Source organism: Nostoc sp., assembly GCF_036919555.1.
In the GTDB taxonomy this organism is placed as follows: Bacteria; Cyanobacteriota; Cyanobacteriia; order Cyanobacteriales; family Nostocaceae; genus Nostoc.
Genome location: NZ_JBALCS010000006.1, coordinates 62,958 through 87,627, shown reverse-complemented (window position 1 = coordinate 87,627; position 24,670 = coordinate 62,958). Strand labels below are relative to the sequence as shown.

The 24,670-nt window shown below is 43.4% G+C and carries 20 protein-coding genes; 9 read left to right on the top strand and 11 right to left on the bottom strand.

Annotated features, from left to right (window positions below; translation table 11 throughout):
- Positions 1 to 4: 4 nt before the first annotated feature.
- The 3 genes from V7K36_RS01495 to V7K36_RS01485 all read right to left on the bottom strand — a co-directional run bounded on the left by V7K36_RS01495 (position 5) and on the right by V7K36_RS01485 (position 5,557).
- Positions 5 to 1,270, bottom strand: coding sequence for a glycosyl hydrolase family 8 (locus V7K36_RS01495; RefSeq protein ID WP_335112584.1), 1,266 nt, complete (start codon positions 1,268 to 1,270; stop codon positions 5 to 7).
- Positions 1,271 to 1,349: 79 nt separating this feature from the next.
- Positions 1,350 to 3,707 carry a tetratricopeptide repeat protein gene (locus V7K36_RS01490; protein WP_335112582.1) on the bottom strand — a complete coding sequence of 786 codons (2,358 nt, stop codon included), beginning with the start codon at positions 3,705 to 3,707 and terminating at the stop codon, positions 1,350 to 1,352.
- Entirely contained in the window at positions 3,704 to 5,557 is a 1,854-nt protein-coding gene (locus tag V7K36_RS01485) for a porin (protein ID WP_335112580.1), read from the bottom strand. Before V7K36_RS01485 ends, V7K36_RS01490 begins: the two co-directional genes overlap by 4 nt.
- A gap of 318 nt (positions 5,558 to 5,875) precedes the next feature.
- Here V7K36_RS01485 and V7K36_RS01480 point away from each other — a divergent pair, with 318 nt between their 5' ends.
- The 5 genes from V7K36_RS01480 to V7K36_RS01460 all read left to right on the top strand — a co-directional run bounded on the left by V7K36_RS01480 (position 5,876) and on the right by V7K36_RS01460 (position 14,259).
- Positions 5,876 to 6,673, top strand: a complete 798-nt coding sequence (locus tag V7K36_RS01480) for a hypothetical protein (protein ID WP_335112578.1) — start codon at positions 5,876 to 5,878, stop codon at positions 6,671 to 6,673.
- A gap of 994 nt (positions 6,674 to 7,667) precedes the next feature.
- Complete coding sequence (gene infC / locus V7K36_RS01475) at positions 7,668 to 8,201, top strand: translation initiation factor IF-3 (RefSeq protein ID WP_335112576.1); 534 nt, start codon at positions 7,668 to 7,670, stop codon at positions 8,199 to 8,201.
- A 329-nt stretch (positions 8,202 to 8,530) separates the two neighbouring features.
- Positions 8,531 to 11,551: an MFS transporter gene (locus tag V7K36_RS01470; protein ID WP_335112574.1), complete on the top strand. Its 3,021-nt coding sequence runs from the start codon at positions 8,531 to 8,533 to the stop codon at positions 11,549 to 11,551.
- A gap of 28 nt (positions 11,552 to 11,579) precedes the next feature.
- The gene (gene uvrC, locus V7K36_RS01465; RefSeq protein WP_335112572.1) at positions 11,580 to 13,457 is read left to right on the top strand and encodes an excinuclease ABC subunit UvrC; all 1,878 of its coding nucleotides are present in this window, start codon (positions 11,580 to 11,582) and stop codon (positions 13,455 to 13,457) included.
- Positions 13,458 to 14,079: 622 nt separating this feature from the next.
- Positions 14,080 to 14,259, top strand: a complete 180-nt coding sequence (locus V7K36_RS01460) for a replication restart DNA helicase PriA (protein WP_292763563.1) — start codon at positions 14,080 to 14,082, stop codon at positions 14,257 to 14,259.
- 104 nt (positions 14,260 to 14,363) lie between these two features.
- Here V7K36_RS01460 and V7K36_RS01455 read toward each other — a convergent pair whose 3' ends face one another.
- Entirely contained in the window at positions 14,364 to 14,909 is a 546-nt protein-coding gene (locus tag V7K36_RS01455; protein ID WP_335112571.1) for a hypothetical protein, read from the bottom strand.
- Here V7K36_RS01455 and V7K36_RS01450 point away from each other — a divergent pair.
- Positions 14,894 to 15,139, top strand: coding sequence for a hypothetical protein (locus V7K36_RS01450; protein WP_335112569.1), 246 nt, complete (start codon positions 14,894 to 14,896; stop codon positions 15,137 to 15,139). The genes V7K36_RS01455 and V7K36_RS01450 overlap by 16 nt on opposite strands.
- Here V7K36_RS01450 and V7K36_RS01445 read toward each other — a convergent pair.
- Both V7K36_RS01445 and rlmN read right to left on the bottom strand, forming a co-directional pair.
- Entirely contained in the window at positions 15,104 to 15,991 is an 888-nt protein-coding gene (locus tag V7K36_RS01445; protein ID WP_335112567.1) for a class I SAM-dependent methyltransferase, read from the bottom strand. The two genes, V7K36_RS01450 and V7K36_RS01445, sit on opposite strands and share 36 nt — an antisense overlap.
- 126 nt (positions 15,992 to 16,117) lie before the next feature.
- Positions 16,118 to 17,215, bottom strand: a complete 1,098-nt coding sequence (rlmN, locus tag V7K36_RS01440; protein ID WP_335112565.1) for a 23S rRNA (adenine(2503)-C(2))-methyltransferase RlmN — start codon at positions 17,213 to 17,215, stop codon at positions 16,118 to 16,120.
- A 186-nt stretch (positions 17,216 to 17,401) separates the two neighbouring features.
- Here rlmN and V7K36_RS01435 point away from each other — a divergent pair, with 186 nt between their 5' ends.
- Positions 17,402 to 17,644 carry a ribbon-helix-helix domain-containing protein gene (locus V7K36_RS01435; protein WP_335112563.1) on the top strand — a complete coding sequence of 81 codons (243 nt, stop codon included), beginning with the start codon at positions 17,402 to 17,404 and terminating at the stop codon, positions 17,642 to 17,644.
- Between the two features lie 27 nt (positions 17,645 to 17,671).
- Here the strand turns inward: V7K36_RS01435 and V7K36_RS01430 are convergent, their stop codons facing one another.
- Positions 17,672 to 18,448, bottom strand: coding sequence for an ABC transporter permease (locus V7K36_RS01430; RefSeq protein WP_335112561.1), 777 nt, complete (start codon positions 18,446 to 18,448; stop codon positions 17,672 to 17,674).
- A 308-nt stretch (positions 18,449 to 18,756) separates the two neighbouring features.
- Between V7K36_RS01430 and V7K36_RS01425 the strand changes: the two genes are divergently transcribed.
- Positions 18,757 to 19,905: a DegT/DnrJ/EryC1/StrS family aminotransferase gene (locus V7K36_RS01425; protein WP_335112559.1), complete on the top strand. Its 1,149-nt coding sequence runs from the start codon at positions 18,757 to 18,759 to the stop codon at positions 19,903 to 19,905.
- Between the two features lie 127 nt (positions 19,906 to 20,032).
- Here the strand turns inward: V7K36_RS01425 and V7K36_RS01420 are convergent, their stop codons facing one another.
- Both V7K36_RS01420 and V7K36_RS01415 read right to left on the bottom strand, forming a co-directional pair.
- Positions 20,033 to 20,776, bottom strand: coding sequence for a DUF561 domain-containing protein (locus tag V7K36_RS01420; protein WP_335112557.1), 744 nt, complete (start codon positions 20,774 to 20,776; stop codon positions 20,033 to 20,035).
- A gap of 69 nt (positions 20,777 to 20,845) precedes the next feature.
- Positions 20,846 to 21,031 carry a hypothetical protein gene (locus V7K36_RS01415; protein WP_335112555.1) on the bottom strand — a complete coding sequence of 62 codons (186 nt, stop codon included), beginning with the start codon at positions 21,029 to 21,031 and terminating at the stop codon, positions 20,846 to 20,848.
- 898 nt (positions 21,032 to 21,929) lie between these two features.
- Between V7K36_RS01415 and V7K36_RS01410 the strand changes: the two genes are divergently transcribed.
- Positions 21,930 to 22,718: a class I SAM-dependent methyltransferase gene (locus V7K36_RS01410; RefSeq protein WP_335112553.1), complete on the top strand. Its 789-nt coding sequence runs from the start codon at positions 21,930 to 21,932 to the stop codon at positions 22,716 to 22,718.
- A gap of 159 nt (positions 22,719 to 22,877) precedes the next feature.
- Here the strand turns inward: V7K36_RS01410 and V7K36_RS01405 are convergent, their stop codons facing one another.
- Both V7K36_RS01405 and V7K36_RS01400 read right to left on the bottom strand, forming a co-directional pair.
- Positions 22,878 to 23,420 carry a Uma2 family endonuclease gene (locus tag V7K36_RS01405; protein WP_335112551.1) on the bottom strand — a complete coding sequence of 181 codons (543 nt, stop codon included), beginning with the start codon at positions 23,418 to 23,420 and terminating at the stop codon, positions 22,878 to 22,880.
- Positions 23,421 to 23,641: 221 nt separating this feature from the next.
- Positions 23,642 to 24,643, bottom strand: a complete 1,002-nt coding sequence (locus V7K36_RS01400; RefSeq protein ID WP_335112550.1) for a PRC-barrel domain-containing protein — start codon at positions 24,641 to 24,643, stop codon at positions 23,642 to 23,644.
- Positions 24,644 to 24,670: the final 27 nt, after the last annotated feature.

Sequence of the window (24,670 nt, the reverse complement as noted above, 5' to 3'; positions counted from 1 at the left end):
AATGTTATTTGCCTGTAAGCAGTCGCTGAGGTATTGTCTTTGGAGGTAGCAATCCTAACCAAGCCAAATTCTGGGTATAATAACCCGACTGATCTCCCCAAACTCCCTGCTTGTATTGAGGCAGTATTTTTTTCACAAGCAGTTCTTTAGCTGTTGCTGGTTCCACCAATTGCATAGCGGCATACAACATAGCGTATTGGGATGTAGTTTCGTAATTCACTAATGCTTTTCCTTGGAGATCAATGCGGGCTGGTAGACTCGATTGTTTACTCCACAGTTTTCGCAGGTGCTGAGTGGATGTCACTAGATAGCGCTGCGCTTGGGGTGAATTAAACCAGGCAGCATCTAACGACAAACGCCACCAGACTCGATAAGCATCAAAGCCATACAAACTCTTCAGAGTGCTAGATGCTGGTAGAGTTTGGTATTGTCCTGTTTTGGTATTTAGAGCTACCCAGTCACTGGGTAAACCCACGCTAGAAAGCTTTGCCGAATTTTCTAGCACTTGATAGCTACTGTCTACCAAACTCAACCAATCATGTTGGGGGTCAACTTGTGCAAAGATCCGAAAAGCATAGGGAGCAAAATAAGAGGGATTGAGGTAAAAAGTAGATGCATTCGGGACAAATGCAGCTGCTGGCCCTGGTAACAGGTAGCGCTTACCTTGGGATTCTGAGATGGTGGACAGGTTCCATAAATCTTGTAGTTTAATTTTTGCCAGTTCCAGGTATTCGGGACGATTCCAGCGCCGTGATGCCAAAATCAAGGCGGTAATCGCATCTATATCTCCATCACTGGCAAAGTTGGTGTCGATGATACCCCAGTTACCATCTTTGTTTCGTCCCCATTTCCAAGCCCATAAACTATCTGTACCTTTACCACCCGCTTGACGATGGAGGTTATTTTCCGACCAGTGTAAAGTTAGAGCAAAAGTTGTCGGATCATTAATCAGTACTGCTCGTAGTAAAGCATAAGCTTGACCTTCACTAGTTGAGCGATCGCTTGCTTCATAATCAATCACCCGCCCATCTGACTGAATAAATTTTTGGCGGTAGCTGTCCCAGCTTTGGGCTAGTAATTCCCGGTTAGGGGTGGATTCAGGAAGATCCGCTAAAAATCTAGTGAGATTTTGACTACTACCTTCAGTGGGGAGGTTTGCCACCGGAATTAGATTATCCGGTGTTTTGGGTTTTGCTGCCCAGTAACTAGAGATACAGGCAGATAAACCAATCAGGCTGGCAATAGCTGCCACTCTTGGGAAGTACCACATCCTAAGAACAGTTTGATTTGTAAAACATTAGCCGAGTAGTTGTTGAAAATTAACTTTCATAAAGAAATTTAGGCGGTCGCTAATTGCTGTTTCGACGTTGATAATCTTCCCAAGGGGGTTGAAATCCTCGCCGTTGCAGAAAGTCTGTTTGGATTTGCTGTATTTGCCGAGATGCATCACTATCTATTCCTCCTTCGGTGGCGGCTTCTAGTTGCAATTTTTCTAGCTGCGCCAGCGCCGTTAAAGGCTGATCTAAAATCGCATTCAATCCAGCGAGGGCGTGGCGTGTGCCTTTGTCTTCTGGTTTTTGTGCCAGCACTTGAGCATAAATCTCCTGTGCCGATTCAAAGCGGCGCTGTTCAAAGCGAATTCCGCCCAAAGCCGCTAGGGCATCAATGTTATCTGGTTGCTGCGCCAAAATATTCTCATAGGTACTGCCAGCCAAATTAAAATCACCTACAGATCGAGCCAACTCTGCCTGCAACTGGTATGAATCAGAGGTCTTGGGAATGCGAGCAATCAACTGCTTCATCCGTGCTTGTGCTTGGGCTGGATTACGTTTTGCGATCACCTGTAATAGTCGCAGTTGTAATGGATAAGAATTAGGGTCAGCTTCTAGCAGGTAACTATATAAAGCTTCTCTTTGCGGATCTGTAGGTAGCGTTCCTAGCAAACTGTATAGTTCTGGAGGAGTATTGGTTGCAGGTTGTGTAGCTAACCAATTGTTGAGAACTGCCTCTGCTTCTGGTTGGGAGATCCGCTTGGCTTGATAGGCGATACTAGCACGCCCCAGTTGAATCGATAAATTTTCAGGATTACGAGCTATTAGTTGGTCATAAACTGTCACAGCCTCATCAAAACGCTTTTGTTGCAGTCGCACTCCAGCCAGTCCACCCAAGGCAGCATCAATAATATCGCTACTATTTGGCTTGCTAGCAAGGACAGCTTGGTAACGCTGGGCACTAGGTTCGAGACTACCCTCACGACGCTCAATTTCTGCTGCTAGTAACTGGGGTGCGAGGTCTTTAGCACCTGCGGGGGTAGCTGTGTAAGCTGCCAATGCTTGCCTTGCGCCATTCAAGTCTTGGCGCTGCACATACATTTGCGCCACCCGGAAATTCAAAAACGGTACGTTGACCCCTGTTTGCAAAATATTTTGGTATACAGGCAGAAATTCTGGATCGGGAGCATCAATGTTGACTAAGGCATTAGCTAGCTGTTGTAACTGCACGCGATCGCTCGGTAGTGATTGTATTGCAGTCGCCAAACGCTGTTTCAAGTCATTTTTACCGAGTAAACCTAACTGATTTTCCAAAGCCAATTGCTGCACTAGCAAACTTTGATCGTTGGGAAATTCTAACGCCACCCGTCGATATAGTTGCAGCGCTGTTTGCCGTCCTTCGGGGAACCCAGTAAAGACATCAGCGACTTCGCGCAGCAATTTCGGGGAAGGGTTGGGATCAGTTTGGAGGGCTTGACGATAGAGATTGAAAACTTGCTGGGTGAGGGTGGGGTTATTAGTGTACTTGCGAATTTCATTGAGCGATCGCGCTAAGGGCAAAATCGCATCTGGTCTTCCCTGTAATACATCTAAAACCGCCAATGCTTGGGCTTGTTGTTGATTGACAAGGTATGCTACAGCCAGTTCTTTACGGGTTTCAATCCCGATCTGGTTAAGTTTATTGGAGCGCTGCAACTGCGCTTCTAATACCTGTACTGCCCCCGCCGGATTGCCTGTTTCGCGTAAGGTGCGACCGTAGGCTACTGCTGCATACTCTGTAATCGCTTTGCCATTAGAGCGGTAGCGGTTAAACAACTCTAGTGCTTTCGGGAAATCCCCACTGTAACTATAAGTTTGAGCAGCACCAAGGACTGCATCCGGCGTGGGGTTGTTGTTCAGCACGATTTGGTAGTCTGCCAGGGACTCGGTTAATTGTCCTTGATAGGAGTAGAGTTGAGCACGGTAAACGTGAGCTTGTGAGTCGTTGGCATTCAACTCTAATAAAGTTGTCAGAGCCTCAATTCCTTTTAAATTCCACTCAGGACGATAAGTTGCCAATAGACCAACCGTTTTTAAAGCTAGTTGGTTGTTGGAGTCTACCGCCAGTACTTGTTGATAAGCACTCCAAGCTTCGGGAATACGTCCGGCTTTGCGATAAGCGATCGCTAATCCTAACCTAACTGGCGAAGATTGCGGTTGACTTTTGAGGGCTTGCTGGAAGGCTGCGATCGCATCATTAATGAAGCCCTTTTTTAACAATGCAAAACCCTTTTGTGCCGACGCAGGTATATTCTGCGCTTGAGCAGGGGCAATGCTACCCAAAGGCGGCACAGTTACTAAGTAAGTAAAAAGCAAAAATGAACAGGTAAAAAGCGAACGATATTTAATTCTTTTCGGTTTTAGCTTTTGGCTTTTACCTATATTGTTTTGACTCATTGAGCAATTCTCCGTCTTGGAGTCACATCAAATTCTGATTTAATCCTGATACCGAAGACTGTATCGGAGAAATTATCACGTTCCTGAATCGAGAAGCCTAGCCGCAGATTAGGAAGAAATTTAAAATCATAAAACGCTTCTAATACATCGGGACGGTCTCCACGACGCAGACTATCGTTAGAGAGAGGGGTTCCATAAGCTATTCCTAGTCGGTCATCTGGGGTAAAAGTATCCAATAAACTAGCTCCCAATAGGTAAGTATTTGCACCCACTTCTAAAGTGCTATTTTCGTAATGACCATAGCGCCCAAACAAACCTAATTTCAGATTGGGAATAAAGACTTCGGCGTTGAGGCCATATGATTCTTCGCGATCATTTTTCTGAGTGCCAAATTGATTGTTACCTCTGGGAATGCTGTAGCTTTCAAGGAAGCTATCACCCACACCAGCGTCGCGATCGCTGGCATAAGTACCACGAATAATCGCATTACCGTAACGGATACCGATTTCTCCAGCAAATCCATCTAAGGAAAAGTCACCGATTTTGTTGGCTGACGAAAAGACTGCTGCTTTTGCTTCAATATTGTCGGTGACACTCCAATTGACTAATAAACTAGTGCGTGAACTAATCCCGGTCGCCGCCAGTGCTGGGTTCGTTTGAAACACCGGATTAAAGAATTGACTTGCGCCATCTTTAGCAAAGCTGTTGCGATCGAAGTAAGACGTTAAATCTATTTGACCAATCACAAACCGTAGATTAGGCACTCCTGGCAGAGAAGTCGCCAAATAAAGCTCGTTGACGTTTAAACCGTCGTTTCGAGAGTCATCCAACTTGCTGCCTTGGCTGGTTAAATCCAGGGTTGCCCCAACCAAAGTTTGGGGAGAAAGTGGGTAGACTCCTGTGACTCTCGCCCGTGCTGTAGTGTCACCGCCTTGGTTGATATAAACTCCTTGGAATTGTAAAGAGGGTTCCCTTAAACTATTGCTATTAAGAAGCTCAGGGCGTTGTTGAGTAGTTACTGATTGCGTAACTGGTACTGCTGTGATTGGAGTCGGAATGGTACTAGGGACTGATGGTTTTGTCTCTGGATTGAGTAATTGTTGATTAAAAGTTGCTGCCACTGGTGCAGTGAATTCTGGTGTTACAGGTAAGTTGGGAAGTGGCGGCAGGGGAGCTACTTGAGAACTGAGTACTTGATTAAAAGTTGCTGCTGCTGGTGCAGTTGATTTTGGCGTTGCAGACGAGTTGGCCAATGGTGGCGAGGGATCTGCTTGAGAACTGAGTACTTGATTAAAAGTTGCTGCTGCTGGTGCAGTGAATTCTTGCGTTGCAGACGAGTTGGCCGGTGGTGGCGAGGGAACTGCTTGAGAACTGAGTACTTGATTAAAAGTTGCTACTGGTGGTGCAGTAAATTCTTGCGTTGCAGATGAGTTGTCCAGTGGTGGCAGTGGGGCTACTACTGAGCTAATTGGTGGCTTGGAGCCGTTCATCTGTCCCTGCAATCCTAAATTCAGGTCAGAAGTTTCCCCACCTGCTGCCACTGGTGGTACAACAGAACTACGTGCTACTGGCGGGGCTTTTCCAGTCACCTGCTGCTGGATGAAGACACTCTCCAGTTGTTGGAGATCGTTGGCTGGTTTGTGCTGTACAACTTTAGGCACTGGATTAGCGATCGGTGCAACTGCTACACCACTCGTCGCGGGTAAAGGAGGCAATGTTTGCCACCCTGACTGCGATTGACTCTTATTGACGAGCAATTGAGGCACTGGTAGCGGTTCTGCTAAACCCAATTGGTAGTCGCTAGTCTTTAGCTGAGATGGATTGACTTGAGCTGAAGACTTTTCGCTCACTGCCAGTACCCAGCAAATCGAAACGGCGATAGTGCAAAGCAGTGGATAAGCCTTGTGGTACTGACTTAGAAAAGTAAGTTTGTAACAATTGTATACTGTTTGCCTCATCAGCCTAGTTAGGTAACAACTACATATTTTAGGTTAATCAATGTCGCAATTTTAGCAACTGCAATGAGTGTTAGCCACTAGATTACATAAACTTTGCAATTTTAAATTAATTAGATTAAGAGTTATACAACTTGTTATTTATAAGAATAAATTGGGCATAATAGGTAAAAACCTGAGTTATTTGGAAATCAGCCAAAAATATTGCCTTTTATGATGAAAAAGCTTGATTTAAAGACTATTATTCCCAAATTTAAAGCTTTAACTACTGCTAATCTCCAGCTAGCCATTTGTCTAATGCTTTTAGCTGCCAATTATGGTTGTGTTCAAAAAGCACAAGAAAAGGTGGAGATGCAAATTGAAAATGTACAACCTATATCAAGTAAAGGCGTATACAACGTAGCCGGTAGTAGCAATCTACCTGAATCTAGCAAGATTACAGTGGCCGCTGTGCGTTATTTACGTCCAGTATCAGGACAGGCAGAAGCTTTGCTGAACTCAGACACGAATACTAACCGTTCAATTCTGGCTCGTCAAATTGTGGAAGTGAAACAAGGACAATGGGAGGCCGGGTTGAATTTGTGGCAAGTTTCACCCAATGGTAGCTTTCAGGAAGCCTGGCAAGCAAATCCAGCACAAATACGTTTGTTTCCAGAAGATCGCGTTACATTTGTAGCTATTTTCGATCCTGCTAGTCAGTGGGAACAATTAGATAATCAAAACCCTCAAAAGTTAAAGTCAGAAAATCAACAGCTTGAAAAGCTTGAAAGCAAGTTGATTCGCTTTACTAACGAAGGTGAAAAGTATTTACAAGTTAGCCAAAGCTTAACAATAGCCCTACCTACGGGGAAAACAATACCACTTCGTCCGCAACCGGAAGACTTAAATGGTGGCTGGGGAAACCGATATCAAATCCCACCGCAATCCATAGCTTCTAAAACTACCTTACTTGCACCGACTAAAAATAGGCAGACGAATGCCTATGTGACTCCTTCAGAGTTTCTTAGGTGAGAATTAAGATGGGCATCAAACCCTTAATAATTCCAAATTCGTCTTGGAAAGTTCTGATGGCTGCGGTGGTCACTGAGCGCGGTCGTTGTGGGGGCTGCGCCAACAGATAGCGTAGCGTTAGTGAGTCCGCGAGCGTCGGAAACCGATCCTCAGACTTTCCGCAAAATTGAAGACAGTTTCAGACGGAGAGAAGATGGGGTTCTGTAGCCCTCCATCCCTCTCTGTTTGATAGATAAAAACTGGAATAACCAGCCTCAATATGAGCGCTGGCATCCAGATATTGATTACCCAATAACCTTAATTCTCTGATTAGCAAACTCAAAAATCAATGCTCATAACCATAAATAAATTTTATGAATGAGGAGATTACGCAAAAACTTAAACAAGTAATCGCGCTCTAGAAGTTTTGGCATAATACCAGTGTACTTCCTGTTCTAAGCAAAGGCGTGGGTTGCTGTCGGGAGTTGTCGGGGGGATTCATACAAAGCTTTGAGCAATAGCACTTAGATTAATCATCTTTTGCAATCGCTGGTATTCTTTTAAAGAGGAGTATTCACTCCAAACTAATTTTCCACAACCCGTCTAGCGGACGCCACCAGTAGCAAGAAACGGCAAGCTTGAAATGGTACAGTACTTTCAGCTAACACACCCCATAAGACTACTGAGGTTTTTTCAAAAACAATTTACGATTCTTATAAGTCCTGAATTCTGACGCCTCGGCGGAGCGTCTCCGGCTCCGCTGCTGAATTCTGTTTCAATAACTGTAATAATATTTAACATGAGTCTAGGTTCTGTAATTTAGATTAACTCTTGCAGAAAAATTCTTTCAGAGTGAGTAAAATAACAAAAACAACGACGCAACTATTTTATGGATTAGCTACCCTAGAAGTGTAGACTATTTTTTCATATCTTGACTTATTTCAGTATTTTGCCATCTGAGGCATACCAATTTAGACAACACCAAATCCTTCATTAAGAGCTCCCATAAATCATAATGGCTGTGATTGAGAAGAAAAGAACTCGCGATCTGCCCCAAATTAACGAACGAATTCGCTTCCCAAAAATTCGGGTCATCGACACTGACGGCGGCCAGCTGGGAATTATGACCCCACAAGAAGCACTACAACTAGCAGAAGAAAAAGAGCTAGATTTGGTGCTAATCAGTGACAAAGCTGACCCGCCGGTTTGTCGGATTATGAACTACGGGAAATACAAGTTTGAGCAGGAAAAAAAGGCGCGGGAAGCCCGGAAAAAGCAGCACACGGCTGATGTCAAAGAAGTTAAGATGCGCTACAAAATAGAAGAACACGACTATAACGTGCGTGTTAAGCAAGCAGAGCGCTTTTTGAAAGATGGCGATAAAGTCAAAGCTACTGTCATGTTCCGGGGTCGAGAAATTCAACACAGCGACCTAGCAGAAGATTTGCTCAAGCGGATGGCAACGGATTTGGAGCCTTATGGTGAGCTTCAACAAGTGCCAAAAAAAGAAGGGCGAAACATGATGATGCTCATCTCGCCTAAAAAATAATCCTCTAACTCTTTAATAGACTAAGTTTGAAACTCCCCTGACTTCTAGCTAGGGGATTTTTTCATTTTTCGTTGGGATGCAACATAGGCTTTAGGCGCATATCTGTGCGCCCCTACCTCTGATGTCGTTTAAATTTATCTAAAATCGATAGTCCTGAAGCCTGAGTGGGAAACATAGTATTCAGTTGCTCAGGATTTTTGCTATTTCCAGGGGATGAGGAAGAAATCAATTCAAAATTCAAACAAAAGACTGGAGAAGATGAGGAAGTAATTTTTCCCTCTGCTCCCCTGCTCCCCTTACACGGTGATACTACCAGAAAATAAAACTGCATGGAACTGAAAAATCACTGGTTGGCTGCAAATAAAGTTGCTTTACCACGACTACTACAGTGGGTGAATCTCCGACCAGAGGAGAGCGAACGAACTCAGTTGATGTTTCTCTTTTACACAACTGTATCTGTAGGATTGCGGTGGGCAGAGGACAGTACGGTAGCGCTGTTTTTGGATGAATATGGGACTAACCTACTGCCGTGGATGTATATTGGCAGTGCTGCGATGAGTGCAGGACTGGTTTTTTTATACTCTTGGCTGCAAAAGATTTTTCCCTTACGCCGGGTGATTGTAGCGATCGCACCTTGTATGTTAATGCCATTAGTTTTATTAATTTTAGTACGTTGGGGATCGCATTTTTCCTACCTGGCAGTGATTTCGGTATTTCTGCTGCGGCTATGGGTAGATGCACTTTATGTAGTCAATGACCTCAACACCTCTATCGTCGCTAACCAACTATTTAATATTCGGGAGATTAAGCGGACTTACCCACTGGTGAGTAGTGGTCTTTTGGTAGCAGATGTAATCAGTGGCTTTAGTTTGCCTTGGCTAGTGCAATACACCTCGCTGAATAAGATCATCCTCATCGCCTGTGTAATGATTTTATTAGGATCGGGGATTTTATTCTATTTAACTTATCACTATCGAGCAGCTTTTCCTGAAACCCCACAAAAACTAATTCCTGAAGAACAAGCGTCACGGCAGCGTTTCATCAAAAGTCCACTGAAAAGCTATGTCTTTTCCTTGTTTGCCTTTGTGGGTTTGTTGCAAGTCATTGGGTTGTTAGTAGATTTTCAGTATCTGCGCGAACTCCAAGCCAATTTAAGCGACCGAGAACTCGCTAGCTTCTTGGGTCTTTTTGGTGGGATGTTGGGACTGTGTGAGTTGTCGTTGCAGTGGTTTGTTTCCAGCCGACTCATCGAACGGATGGGGGTATTTTTCACAGCCACGCTTTTACCAATCACCATCGGCTTTTGTCTACCAGGAGTGCTGATATTGCTGAATTTAATTCCAGCCATCCAATCGCAAAGCTTTTTCTGGGGTCTGATAATTGTCAAATTCTGCGATGAACTTCTGCGCTACACCTTTGTCATGAGTAGTGGTCCGATACTGTACCAACCGATTCCAGAGGGAATTCGCAGCCGGATGCAGACTTTATCTGGCGGAACTGCCGAAGCGATCGCTACAGGTTTGACAGGAGCGCTAATTTTTGTCACTCTATTGTTTTGTGGGCGGTTTGTACCAGTACCAATGCAAAAATGGGTGTTGGTATCAGAAACAATGCTGATAGCTGGCACCTGTTTAACAGTAGTTTGGGAATTGCGATCGCGCTATGTTGAACTGTTAGTCTTAAGTGTGGCACGGGGTCACTTAAGTGCAACCAATGTCGGCTTACGATTTTTCAAGCAGGGGGTAGTCAAAGCTTTAGCAGAAAAAGGCAGCGAGGCTGATAAACGCTCTTGCATTGAACTTTTAGCCCAAATTGATTCCCAAGGATCTGCGGAAGTTTTAGCACCTCTACTAATCAAGTTAACCCCAGACTTGCAGCGCCAAAGTTTGGAAGTGATGCTGATGGCAGGTGCAAATCCCGCTTATCTAATCGCCATCCGTCCTTTGTTAGAACAATCCCAAGAAACTAACCCCGAAGTTTTTGCCCTAGCGCTGCGCTACGTTTGGCTGGCTGAACCAAATCCGAATTTAAGCATCCTAGAAGAATACCTGAACCCCCAGCAAAACTCACTCATCCGCGCCACCGCCGCCGCTTTAGTCTTACGCCAAGGAACGCCCATGCAAAAGGTAGTAGCTACCCAAACCATGCGCCGGATGTTGACTCATAAGCTAGAACGGGAACGAGTGAATGGAGTCAGAGCGCTCAGAGAAGCAGTTTATTTGCAGGCGTTGCGGATTCACATCCCGAATTTATTACAAGATGAGTCGTTACGGGTGCGCTGTGCTGTATTAGAAATGATTGCCGCAACCCATTTAGAAGAGTACTATTCGGCACTGATTGCAGCACTTTATTACAAATCAACCCGCAGTACAGCAATGTCAGCCTTAGTGGGACTAGAAAATGAAGCTTTAGAAATGCTATTGCGGTTGGCTACGAATATTTACAAACCCGAAGTAGTGCGAATGTACGCTTGGCGAACCATTGCTCAAATTGGCACTCAGGAAGCATTGGAGTCTTTATGGGAAAACTTGGAAACATCTTGGGGTACTACCAGGGATCATATTCTTCGCAGCTTAGTAAAAATACACAAACAACCAGGAATAACAGGTTTAGTGGATCGATTTTATGAAAGTCGGGTGGAAAATTTAATCAAGCAGGAATTAAAGTTTTTAGGTGAGATTTACGCCGCATACATAGACTTTCAAACATTAGACCAAGAAGAAAATCATCAATTCAGTCAGAGGATTGTGATTGTCTCTGAGTTATTGCAACGCGCCCTTTTAGAATTAGAATTGGATGTCAAAGAGCGGCTATTACTGCTACTAAAACTGCTTTACTCGCCAGAAAAGATGCAAGCAGCAACATTCAATCTGCGATCGCCTTCAGTGGTAAACTTAGCGCGGGGGTTAGAAATCTTAGAGCATACCATAACTTTGTCTTCAAAGTCCTTATTGCTGAATATTTTAGATAACCGACCGCAGTCAGAAAAATTGCAATATCTTGTCGAAGCCAAGATCGGAGAATATGAGAATATGCTGGTTAGCGATCGCCTCCACAGATTGCTAACATTGGGTAACTTACTTTCTGATTGGTGCCTAGCTTGCTGTTTTCATTATGTTCAAGTGACTCGCATCCGGCTGACAAGTTCTGAGATTTTAGTGAGTTTGCGTCATCCAACTGGCTTTGTTAGAGAAGCTGCGATCGCATACTTAAATATGGTTTCACATCGCGTTCTCCTGCAAATTCTACCCCAGTTACAAAAAGATCCACATCCTTTGGTGGCCACTCAAGTTAAAGAGTTGCTCGAAAAATACCAGGTTAAATCGGCACAAAAAAATAATTTTTCTTAAAATAGAAAAAGATTACCTAATTTGGGTTGTGACAATATCTACTGAAATATTACCACTGGTTAAAGAACCAGAACGATTAGAAAACCGTCTAGCTGAAATTCCACCGGAACCGGGGGTCTATTTCATGCGCGACAGGAGCGATCGCATTATATATATAGGTAAATCACGTAAGTTGCGATCGCGTGTCCGTTCCTATTTCCGCGATGGCTACAACAAGAGCGAACGCATCGCCACGATGGTCAAGTTGGTGACAGAAATTGAATTCATCGTCACTGATACTGAAGCCGAAGCCTTAGCGCTAGAAGCCAATTTGATCAAGCAGCATCAGCCATACTTTAACGTACTGCTCAAAGATGATAAAAAATATCCCTATCTCTGCATCACTTGGTCAGAAGATTATCCGCGAATTTTTATTACCCGTAAACGCCAATTTGGCAAAGAAAAGGATAAATTTTACGGGCCTTATACGGATGCTGGTTTATTACGAGAAATTGTCCGCATCTGCAAGCGCATCTTTCCACAGCGACAACGACCTCAACCACTTTTTAAAGACCGTCCTTGCTTAAATTATGATTTAGGGCGTTGTCCGGGTGTGTGTCAACAGCTGATTTCACCAGAAGAATATCGCAAAATTGTGCAAAAGGTGGCGATGGTCTTTCAAGGTAGAACTCAGGAACTGATTGATATTTTGACCCAACAGATGAACGCAGCAGCTGAGAACTTGAATTTTGAGTCAGCAGCACGAATTCGTGATCAAATTTCTGGGTTAAAGTCGCTGACAGCCGACCAAAAAGTTTCCTTACCAGATGATACAGTTTCGCGGGATGCGATCGCCCTGGCAGCCGACGAACAGCACGCCTGCATTCAACTATTCCAGATTCGCGCTGGGCAATTGGTAGGACGTTTGGCCTTTGTGGCGGATGCTGACGCGGAACCAGGAGCTATTTTACAACGCGCTTTAGAGGAACATTACCAAACTGCTGACTCAGTGGAAATACCTGTAGAGATTTTGGTACAGCATGATTTACCAGACGGGGAAATATTGGCGGATGTCTTAACTCAACGTAAAGGCAAAAAAGTCACAATTTTGACTCCTTTGCGGCAAACTAAGGCAGAATTAATTGAGATGGTAGAGCGAAATGCTCAGTATGAATTGCAAAGAATGCAGAAATTTGGCGAACGCAATCACCAAGCAATGCAAGATTTAGCCGCCATTCTGGATTTACCAGATGTACCCCACCGCATCGAAGGTTATGACATTTCCCATATTCAAGGGTCAAATGCTGTGGCTTCGCAAGTCGTGTTTATCGACGGATTACCCGCCAAACAGCACTATCGCCACTACAAAATCAAAAACCCTACAGTGACAGCAGGACATTCAGATGATTTTGCCAGTCTTGCTGAAGTTATCCAGCGTCGGTTTCGCAAGTATGGGGAAGATCAGCAATTAGTACGTTTGGGTAATCCCGACTGGCCTGATTTAATCATGATCGATGGTGGTAAAGGTCAATTATCCTCGGTTATCGCCATCTTGCAAGAGATGAATTTATTAGAAGACTTGCGAGTTGTGAGTTTAGCAAAGCAGCGAGAAGAGATTTTTTTACCGGGAGAATCTAAACCCTTGACAACTGATGCAGAACAACCGGGAGTACAGTTATTGCGACGGCTGCGGGATGAAGCGCATCGGTTTGCAGTGAGTTTCCATCGTCAGCAGCGTAGTGATAAATTGAAGCGATCGCGTTTAGATGAAATTCCTGGTTTGGGACATCATCGACAAAAGCTGCTACTAGGACATTTTCGCTCAGTTGATTATATTCGGCAAGCAACAACCACACAACTAGCTGAAGTCGCAGGAATTGGGCCGCGTTTGGCTCAAGAAATTTACGATTATTTTCATCCTGCTTAAAGTCACAACTCCCACTCTCACCTTGAAGACTTGTCGTTACCCACATTTTCGTAACAGTCAAAGTGTCGCATAGACAGGCAATCCCGCCCAGAACTTAAGTTCTGGGCTGATAGCTAAAGTCCACTCAAGTGGACTAAAATTTTTCCTTTTACACACGATAGCCATCTACATGGCTTAAAATCTTGTATTTTTAGCTATTAGCCTCGGAATTTAATCTCATAAATTTTGCCAGCAAATATTAACTAAATATTAAAATAGATATTTTGTTACTAAAGATACAGTATTTTACCGGGTTTAATTTTTAAATACAAGAACGACTTTTTTTGTAGTCGTCTGAAATAACTATAAACAAGGCTCTCTCAAGGCATTAATCATAGGGATCAGTAAATTTCTAAGCAGCATTTAATTAAAAAACAATTTATGTATCTAAAGTAGGAGGGTAGAATCACCTAAATTATAGAATAATAGATAGAGATATGGAAAAGTTTTCAAACTTGAAATTTTGTTTAAAATAATCAACCAAATATTACAGCAGTTTGTTAAGTTGGGTCGAATCAGAAATTTTTCTGGTTTAACTTGTAGTTTTACTAAGTAAAAAATAATTAGAACCAGGGGTTTTAAAATGCAGACAGTACAAAAGATTTACTGCCCAAATTGTGGTAGTCACGCCGAGCGTTATTATATTTCTGATAGTCAATTAACTCGGACACAATGCCCAAGTTGTGACTACTTGATGATTACTTGCACCCGCACAGGCAAAGTCATTGAGGCTTATGCCCCTGGCATTTACGCACACCGCTAGATAATAAATAAAACAGAATAAAGGTGCCAGTCGTCAGAATGCAGAATTCAGCATTATGTATTCTTCTTCAAGAATAAAGTTATTTCTCAGAAATTTTGAGTACTTCACAGGTTGTCGTTCTGTTGTCTAAGTTCTTGCTGTCGCCTCTGTTGTTCTAATCTCAATTCTTGCTGTTGTCTAAGTTCTTGATCTTGTCTGAGTTGTTGCTGTTGTATTCTCAGTTGTTGCTGTCGTGTAAATTCTTGCTGTTGTAGTCTCGTTTCTTGCTGTTGTAGTCTGAGTTGTTGCTGGCGTCTGAGTTCTTCACGTTGTCGTGAAAATTCTTGCTGTTGTAGTCTGAGTTGGTGTTGTTGTTGTTGTGGTTGTTGAAAGTGTAGCCGTAGCCATGTTTCCTCAAATTGCTCTTGTGTTTGCTGAGTTTGCTCCTCTTGTTGTTGTCTAATTCTTTCTTGAAAGGACTCAGGTTGCTGAGGATTCGTCTGAATTTGTTGCTGAGGATTCGTCTGAATTACCTGCTGAGGATTCCTCGGAATTACTTGCTGAGGAATCCTCTGAATCACTTCCCCATAGGCAGGAGAATTCATCGGCAAAGTTTTTGCAATAACAATTACCAGTAGCCAGAATTTAAGCATCAATGAGCGATTCAACATACAGTTATTTTGTCAATCGTTATAGTTCCATAGCCCTAAATAGTTCATCTGCTTCGATGACTGGAGATATGAACAAGAATTCTTCTTCGTTGCAGCAATTTGGCGTTAAGGTAGCTAGCCGTCCAGCACTCCGTCTAGAATTGCGTCACTCAGGGCTTTTGTTGCCAAACCCACAACAACTATGCTTGTTTGTGTCAAACATGGCGTGTGGCAACACACATCAGCGATAATGCTGCTTGTGGAGAATTAGGATTGATACCAGACCATAATTGAGCCAAGCGATACTTGTTGTCAGATTCACCGTAATTGCCTTGTAATACCTCTGCACCAACTGTATGGTTGTGGGGATAAACCTTGACACTAAAGCCAAGTGGCTCCAGAATTTTGTAGTAAAGCTCTGGCGTTACTCCATCCCCAGGTCGGTGATGAACCTCAGTTGCTAATCCCCAAGTTTGCTCTGCTGCTGAGGTATGACCTCCTCGTTTGATTAGCCGATATAGCCCTAAGCGTAAGTTCCATAACCACAAAGCTAATCCTTGAAAGTTCCAGGCAGTCAACTGAGGGTCGTGGTCTGTGATTAGAATGCCGCCTGGACGGACTAAACGCGCTGCTTCCTCCAATACGATGTCCATGTAATCACAGTGATGCAGTGTAGCATTAAGTAGTACAAGATCAGCAAAATTAGAAATGAAAGGAAGTTGGTGGGCATCTGCCTTGACTGGTATATAGCCAATACGTTGAGCCATAGACAATGCCCCATCGCTAACATCTACACCAATTAACAATTGTGGTTTTCCCCCAAGCGTTGCATACAAATTGCCCGGGCCACAACCAATATCTACAACAATTTTATGATCCCAAGTTCCCGTGGCCGCTTGCCAGCAGGACTTGAACACTTGATTACGATGACAGTGCAAAAAATAGTTTTTTGCCCATTCTGGATGCCCAAAGTAATAACTATTCGCCTTGATGGCTGGACTGGAAATAGGAATAGGGAAATTTAAGATATCTTGTTTATCTAAATCGACTCTAAAATCAGCAGCAATATAAGGTTTGAGAACTGAATATGAAGAAGTTGCCATAGCTATCACCTCTATTAATATCCTGCTTCAGTTCGCTACATCAGCGAACCCTTAAATTTATTAACCGAGCAATATTGCCAGGTATCTGTGAGATCAAAGTAATTAAATTTACTGAGTCCAATAGATTTAATTCTTACTTGCTCTTAGTTGCCCACAAGCAGCATCGGCTTCTAAACCACGGGAATAACGGACACTAACAGCAGTATTTTGCTGCTTGAGGACGTTGACAAAGGCTTGAATGCGATCGCGGTTGGGACGTTTATAGTCTACTTCTTGGATGGGATTATAAGGAATCAAATTTACATGACTTTGGAATCCTCGCAGGCATTTTGAAAGTTCCAATGCGTGTTCTGGTAAATCGTTAACACCAGCAAGGAGAACATATTCAAAGGTAAGGCGGCGGCCAGTAATTTCCACATATTCCCGACATTCAGCCAGCAAATCTTCTAGAGGATAGGCGCGGGCACTGGGGATGAGTTTTTCTCGTAGTGCTTGATTGGGTGCGTGCAGACTAACTGCCAGAGTGATTTGCAAATGGTTTTGCGCGAACTCACGGATGCGATTGCGAATCCCAACTGTAGAAACTGTAAGCGATCGCTGTCCTATACCGATGTCTTCGTTCAGGGTTTTCAGGGCTGCTAGGACATTCTCAGTATTTAACAACGGTTCACCCAGTCCCATAAATACGACATTGCTAACCCGTTGCTGAAAATCTTCTTGTACAGTCAACACCTGATCGACAATTTCATGGTGTGCTAGGTTGCGTTTGTAGCCGCCTTTACCAGTAGCGCAGAAATCACACGCCATTGGACAACCCACTTGAGTAGAAACACAAACTGTCAGACGGGCTTTTGGGCCTTCTCCCGCTTCTGCGAAGGTAGGGATGCCAACAGTTTCAATAATTTGCCCGTCTGTTAATTGTAAAAGATATTTGACTGTGCCATCGGGTGCCACAGAGCGGTAATGTAAAATTGAGCGGCCAATCGGAATTTCTGCTACTTCTTTCCGCCATTGCTTCGGGAAGACAGAAATATCAGATAGCGATCGCACCCCCTTGTCATAGATCCATTCATGCAGTTGTTTTCCTCTGTAAGCAGGTTGTCCCTGCTGCTGCACCCAAGTGCTTAACTCCGCAAGGGTCGCACCTAGAAGGGGAGGGATTAATTCTGATTTTTCTGGGTTGTTGTGTAAGTCAACCTGAGATATAAGTGGCGTAGCAGACATAAAAAATCACGAATTGATGCTCGATCTCTATCGTACACCGCCAAATTAACAAAACAGATTAACAATTCAAAATTCAAAATTCAAACATTTTAGACAATGACAAACGTACAGCAACAGAAAAAAATCAATTATGACTAAAATGATGTTATAAAACTCATCAAACCAAACATCATTTGCGAGAACGGTATGGAGCAACAGACGGTTTGCACAATGCTGACCCTCCCAAAGGACTTGTTAGAGGCAACCGATAAAGCCGTTCAGGCAGGAAAAGCCAGAAGTCGTAACGAGTTTGTAACACGGGCATTACGGCGTGAACTAGCTGCTCAAAAACGGGCAGAAATTGATGCAGCCTTAGCAGAAATGGCAAATGACGTAGAGTATCAAAGGGAAGTTTTGCAGATGGAAACAGAATTTGCCCCGGCTCAATGAAATACTCTTGAATCTAGATTAACCCCCTCACGTCACCAACTGCGCGGCGGAATTGAAAAATTGACGACATAATCCCTTAGTAACTAAAACTGTTGTCAGCAAGTTAGCGAAAGCCACCATGAACATAATCAAAATTTCGTAGGATACAGCATCCAGGGGTTTGACACCAGCTAATAACTGTCCGGTAGTAATTCCTGGTATTGCCACCATACCTATGAGGATCATTTGATTGAGAGTGGGAATCAATCCGGCTCTGATGGCGTCTTTGCGGTATTGACTAACTGCTTGCTCTGGAGTTGCGCCTAAGCTTAAATGGGTTTCTATTTCGAGATGGCTGGAATTAATGGTGCTGACAAGACGATCGCCGGCGATCGCAGCTGCATTGGTAGCATTACCTAAAACTATCCCTGCTAGGGGAATTATATACTGTGGTTCATACCATCTTTCTGGTTGAATGATCAAGAAATTGGTGTAAAGCACTGTCAGGGCGGTACTAATTAAAATTGCACCCCACACCAAAGGCAACACATGAGGAATTTTTTGGCTGATGCGATTTCGTGCGACAATCGCCGTAATTGTCAGCATTATTGCTAATAGCGCCAAAACTGCCCAAGCATTGTCCAAAGCCAAGATGAAATCTAAAATGTATCCCAATACAAGAAGTTGTAAAATGGTTCTCCCAGTAGCAAGGGCTAAGTTAAACTCTAATCCTAATTTTTCCCAGGCAGATAAACCAATGGCGATCGCCATCAATCCCACAGCAATAGCTAAATCCACGAAATCCAGCTTGATCAGATCCTGCATAGGTTTTCTATCTCCTGGTATTTTTTATCAAAGCAGCCCACACACCTGGAACTTTGATCCGATGTGTTGGATCTTGAATGATATATATCACTTTCATCAATTCAAAATGGTACGAACTTAGCATGGCAAACACCTAGTATGCCTACTATCTGTAAATTAAATGTGCGGTAGTTAACCGCCCCACAATTTCAGTAAAAACCCTAATAGATGCGTATCTTGGGCGATAGTCTTTTAGTAGCTCCTATTTGATTAAGCAAAAATTGACTGTCGAAGTGCATCCTTTGTATCTCCCGATAAAATGAGAACTCATGATCCAAAGTGTAAATCCCATCCCTGCATTTGATATCAAGCAGCAATACACCACCATCGAAGCAGAAATAAGTGCAGCCGTTTTAGAGGTTCTGGCTTCTGGCCGCTATATCGGTGGTCCCCTAGTCGAAGGCTTTGAGCAACAGTTTGCTGCTTATAATACTGTTACTGAATGTGTGGCTTGTAATTCTGGTACTGATGCGCTCTACTTAGCGTTACGAGTCTTGGAAATTAGTGCAGGCGATGAAGTGATTACAACGCCTTTTACCTTTATTGCGACATCTGAAGTGATTAGCGCCGTGGGTGCAAAGCCTGTTTTCGTTGATATTGACGCTACTACGTTTAATTTGGATGTGGAGCAAGTCGCGGCGGCGATTACACCCAAAACTAAAGCGATTATCCCGGTTCACCTATTTGGACAACCCGTGGATATGACATCATTGATGGCGATCGCTCAGTCTCACAATTTGTCAATAATTGAAGATTGCGCTCAGTCTACAGGAGCAATTTGGGCTGATGAAAAAGTCGGAAGTATTGGACATATTGGTTGCTTTAGTTTCTACCCTACCAAAAATCTTGGTGGTTGCGGCGATGGTGGAGCAATAACGACTAATGATCCAGCGATCGCTACTAAACTGCGAATACTACGGGATCATGGTAGTAGAGTTAGATATTTACACGAAGAAATAGGCGTAAATAGCCGCTTGGATGCTCTCCAAGCGGCTATTTTGCAGATTAAGCTGCGTTATTTAGATATTTGGAATCATCGCCGACGAGATATCGCCAATTATTACTACCAGTTCCTTAGCCAAATTCCGGGAATCGTCCCACCCCAAGAATTACCTGGGGGTATTGGGGTATGGAATCAATACACTGTTCGCATATCAGGCGAAGGGCGAAATGGTTCTAGCGCCAAATATCGAGATTCGGTGCGTAGTCAATTGCAAGAACACGGCGTGAGTTCAATGATTTACTATCCCCACCCTTTACATTTGCAGCCAGTTTATCAAAGTCTGAGCTATCAAATTGGAGACTTTCCAATAGCAGAGCAAGCTTGCCATGAAGTCATATCCTTGCCCATGTTCCCAGAGCTGACACAACAGCAGCAAGACCAAGTAATTTATGCCTTGAAAGAAGTAATGAGTTAGGAGTAGAGACGCGATTAATCGCGTCTCTTTAGGAGTAAAGACGCGATTAATCGCGTTTGTACAGAAGTTAGGAATTTTGAATGAATAAGTTTCTTCAACTCATCACTCCTAACTCATAACTCTTAACTTATTTCATTACTGCATTTGCAGTCGCTAACGCTTCCACCAAGCCACGCACGGCGGCAATCATTGCAACTTCACTATTGAGTTGGTTGATGGCGGAACCAACACCAACACCAGCAGCACCAGCAGCGATCGCTAATGGTGCGGTAACGTTAGAAATGCCTGAAGCACACAATACTGGCACTGACACCACACGAGAAATCTCAAAAGCTGCTGCCAAGGTGGGGGCAGCTTTTTCAATTAATCCTAGAGTTCCAGGGTGAACTGGGTTACTGCTAGTACCGCCTTCGGTTTGAATAATGTCCGCTCCAGCTTTCACCAGTTCTTCCGCTAACTGTACCTGTTGATCTAGTTCCAGGATGTGAGGAACGGTGACAGATAGGGTGATTTCTGGGAGGAGAGCGCGGGTTTGCTTAGTCAGCGCTAGCACTTCTGGAGCCTCAAAGCGGCGTCCTTGAGCATAGAAGGAATCGAAATTCCCGATTTCAATTAAATCAGCACCAGCTGCCACAGCTTGCACAAATTTCTCTGGTTCTACTGCGGATACACAAATTGGCAATTTTGTCAAACTTTTAGCTAGCTGGACTAAGGTTGGAGCGGCGGCAATATCGACAAAAGTAGCACCGCCAAATTCAGCAGCTTTAACAATAGCAGCGACGCTAGTGGGGTCGAAGTTATTCAAGCCGCTAATCACTTTCAGAACGCGGCGGTTAGTAAATGCACGTTGGAGTCTGGAATACATCGTCATGGTTGGGCTTTTGAAGCTATGAAAATTAGGTATATTCTACCGTTCCTTAGTTGATGAGAGACTAAATTATTACGGCAGTTGCCAAATTTTAATTTCTGCAAGCCGCACTGAGAGCGATCGCATAAACTGTGAATAATTAGTTAGGGGAGAACGTACCAAATCGGGAAAGTGGAGGCGATGGGTTGCGCCCCGCCAGAAGCGATACTCCTGGAGCCTCCCGAAGGGCGATCGCATCTCAGTTAATTCAATACCCAAATGTTCGTTATTACCTATAGGACTCCTATTTTATTTTTGAACAAAATTAGGTATTGTAGGGTGTGTTAGAACGAAGTTCGTAACGCACCATTATCAACGGTTTGGTGCGTTACGCTGTCGCTAACACACCCTACATATCTTTTCAGAAATCAAATCGGATTGCTATATCAGCCGAATCATTCAAATTTGTAATGAGAATACTTATCTTATCCTTGCAACTATAAATTAATACCTGGCTCTGATTAACTAATTTTGATTATACTGAAGTACGCAAATACTAAAAAATACCATCAAATCAAATTGGATCTACTGATTGTTGGTAGATATACGCAACATAAACCAACCGATATAATCTGCTAAACATCTTATACACTAAATTCCACAGTAATTAACGCAGTATTTATTAAGTAAAAATAAAAACTAATATCCGAAATATTCGGGATTACATTTAGCTATTGTATAGAGGCAATATAGATGTAAGTAGTAAGCATAATTAAACCTAACTATGTAAACTTATGTAAAGTACCAAAAAGGCTTTGAATATAAGCTTTTAAACGATTTACATTTTTTAATTTAGTTGTCTTTTTAACGCCCGCCTACTTAGTACAACTAATAACTTAAAAATGCGGTCTAACACATAAAAAGTTGTAACAATACCGCATAAAAAGATTTAACCCCTCAGCATTCGGTGTTCTAACCTTTTGACAATGAACGAGCCACAAGCGAGGACGCACAACTATTGCCAACCGAAAAAATTAAAATAAGGTCATTCCAGCCTCACACAAGTGTGAATTTCTCCATGTTGCCGAATGTGTTCAACTAACTGCCCTACCTGAAATTAGGGTCTTGGCTATTGTTTGCGTAAGTCCTGTTAAATTATTCTTTTCCGAAGGAAGATATGACTGAAGAAATAATCGCAAAGTTTGACGAGAAAGAAATACTTGAACTCTGGGATAATAGAGCTGGAGACTGGGATATTCAAGTTGGCGAGGATGGCGACAGCAATCGAATTCTGAACTCAGATCCGGTACTATGGAATTTTGCTGGTAATGTTGCGGGATTGTCTGTCCTCGATGCTGGTTGTGGCACAGGATATCTGGCACGCCAGCTTTGCCTTAAAGGAGCCAATGTAACTGCTATAGATTTTTCACCTCAGATGATAGAAATTGCCCAATTCAGAGCTAGCCAAAAGAATCTAGATATAGATTTTCATTTGGATTCATGCACTGAACTCAAGTCGCTTCCAGATGAACAATTTGATATTATCATCTCAAATTACGTTCTCATGGATTTGCTTGATCTCGAAGGAGCAATCAGGGCATTCAATCGTGTTCTCAAGCCTAATGGTATTGCAATTCTTGTGTTCTCACATCCTTGCTTTCGTCAAGGCAACTCGACTGCTGTAAATGAGGATAGGACGGTTTTTTATGGTTGGACTTCTTCTTACTTTGAAAGGACACAACACAACGACCAACCTTGGAAGCATTTTACAACACCATTTATCTGGTTTCACCGTCCTCTTTCCGATTACTGGAAAGTCTTCAAGGCAGCAGGTTTTTCTGTGGACGAATTTGAAGAGCCAAGAATTACCCCAGAACGATATCATCTTGCAGAAAATGACCGGAAGCTGTTCAATTGCAAAACACGTCCCTATTCGGTAGTTTTTAAACTGCTGAAGGTTAAATGATTATATTGGAACCCGATAAACTTCTAATACAACGCGGCGTAAATAAACATACCATTTCAAATGGCGCAAAAGCCCGGAATACAATTCTTTTGACTTTTGACTTCCGCCTTGCGGTACTAGTTCCATCCATTTACATCTAGAGGATCTTTTACCACTATCCTAGTCAAACTCTAGAGGCCACAAATCTGCAATTGGTACTTCCCATCCTGGGAGCAGTTCGGGAACTGTTAAAATATCGCCATCATGGAGTATTATTGCCTCTTGTCCAAAATTATAAACTTCAACAATCCGCTCATCTGGATTGAGCAAAATTCCTACCTTAGTTCCCAAACTCAGAAATTCTTGAATCTTGGCTCTCAGATCCTCTAAATTATCGCTAGGGGACTTCACCTCTACAGTCAAATCGGGAGCCAATTGAGCAAAAGACTTGGGACTGCGACGCAAGCGTTCGGCTAAAACAAATGAGGCGTCCGGTGCGCGTAAATCTGAATTTGGCAATCTGAAACCAGCACTAGAAGCTGCTGTTCGTCCCAGTTTGCGCGGTCTAACCCAGTTACGTAACTGGGCTACCATTTCAGCTGCGACTTCATCTGATTCGTATCCTGATGGACTCATGACAATAATATTACCCTTAACTAATTCCATGCGAAAGTCAGGGTGCTGTTGCTGCATTTTTTCCAAGTCTTCAAGCGTTAGGGACATAAAACCTCTCTAGGAGCGATCGCTTTATTCCGCCTAGAATTACTATACTGTAATACTTATAGACCTCTTTAGGAGCGAAACGATCATCAGGTCTAAGACTATTATCCTAAAAAATTAGCCAAAAATTAGCCCCCTCCTTGCTTGCAAAGAGAGAGCTGAACTTATCTGAGAAACAATTCGTAATTTTTGGCTTAAATTACGAATTACGAATTACGAATTAGTTAATACCCGCCTTCTTCTTCGTATTCTGGCTGCCTTTCCTTGACTTTCTTGGGAATATTCACGGGCTTCGGCGCATCTTCCCAAGCATCGCCCTCTACGTCGTCATAATCATCGTATTCATCAACGTATGGCTTACTGATGGGCTGGGCTTCATATTTTATTAGCGGTTGCTGCGGTTGTTGATACCTGTCACTGCCCGTTGCCTCGCTCCAGTTATCTTCTTCCTCATCTTCTTCGTATTGAATAGATTCATACTGCTGCGCCCTCATTACCTGACGCTGTGGCCTTTCTTCTTCCACATAATCTTCATTCCATTCCTCTTCCCGCGCTATGGGTTCGGGAGCGCGAACTTTTTGCCTGGGTGGCTGCAATGGCACTCCACTAGGCAGTTGATTGCCGGGTGCAACTTGGCGTGGTGGAGTATAGCCGTATTCTTCTTCTGCATCGCGCTCCCACGGCGCTTTGCCGATACCCAGGCGCTCTAGTAAACCAACTGTTAACTGGTTTACTCGTTCTTCGGCTCCCTCAAACACAATCAACCTATTGGGGCCAGTGCTGACAATTTCATCCACTGAGAATTCGTAAGTACTCAGAAATTGATCGGGAATTTGGGGCAATCCTAAAGAAGCAATGACTATGGAGTTAAGCTTCCCGGTTTCGGCGTTGAACTTGAAGCCCCGAACTTTGCCTAATACTTCACCTGTTTCTGTAATTACTTCCCAGCTAATCAGATTACTGAGAGATTCAACTTCGATATCTTCAATTACATCTTCGTTATCAACCAGGATGACATCACCAATCTGGTTGATGTTGTTGAGGTACATATAGCGCGGTATGCCCGAAATAGAGATCAGGCTGTCTCGCAAACCAAGTGCCACAACCTCTCGTTGATCAATATCAACCCAGACTTGACTGATGATGCCTAACCGCTTGCCGTTGTCGCGGGTAATCACCTGGGTATTTAATATGTCGGAACGCCTAATTATCTGTTCAGAGGTCATTCTATACCGAGTCCTGATCTCGAATCC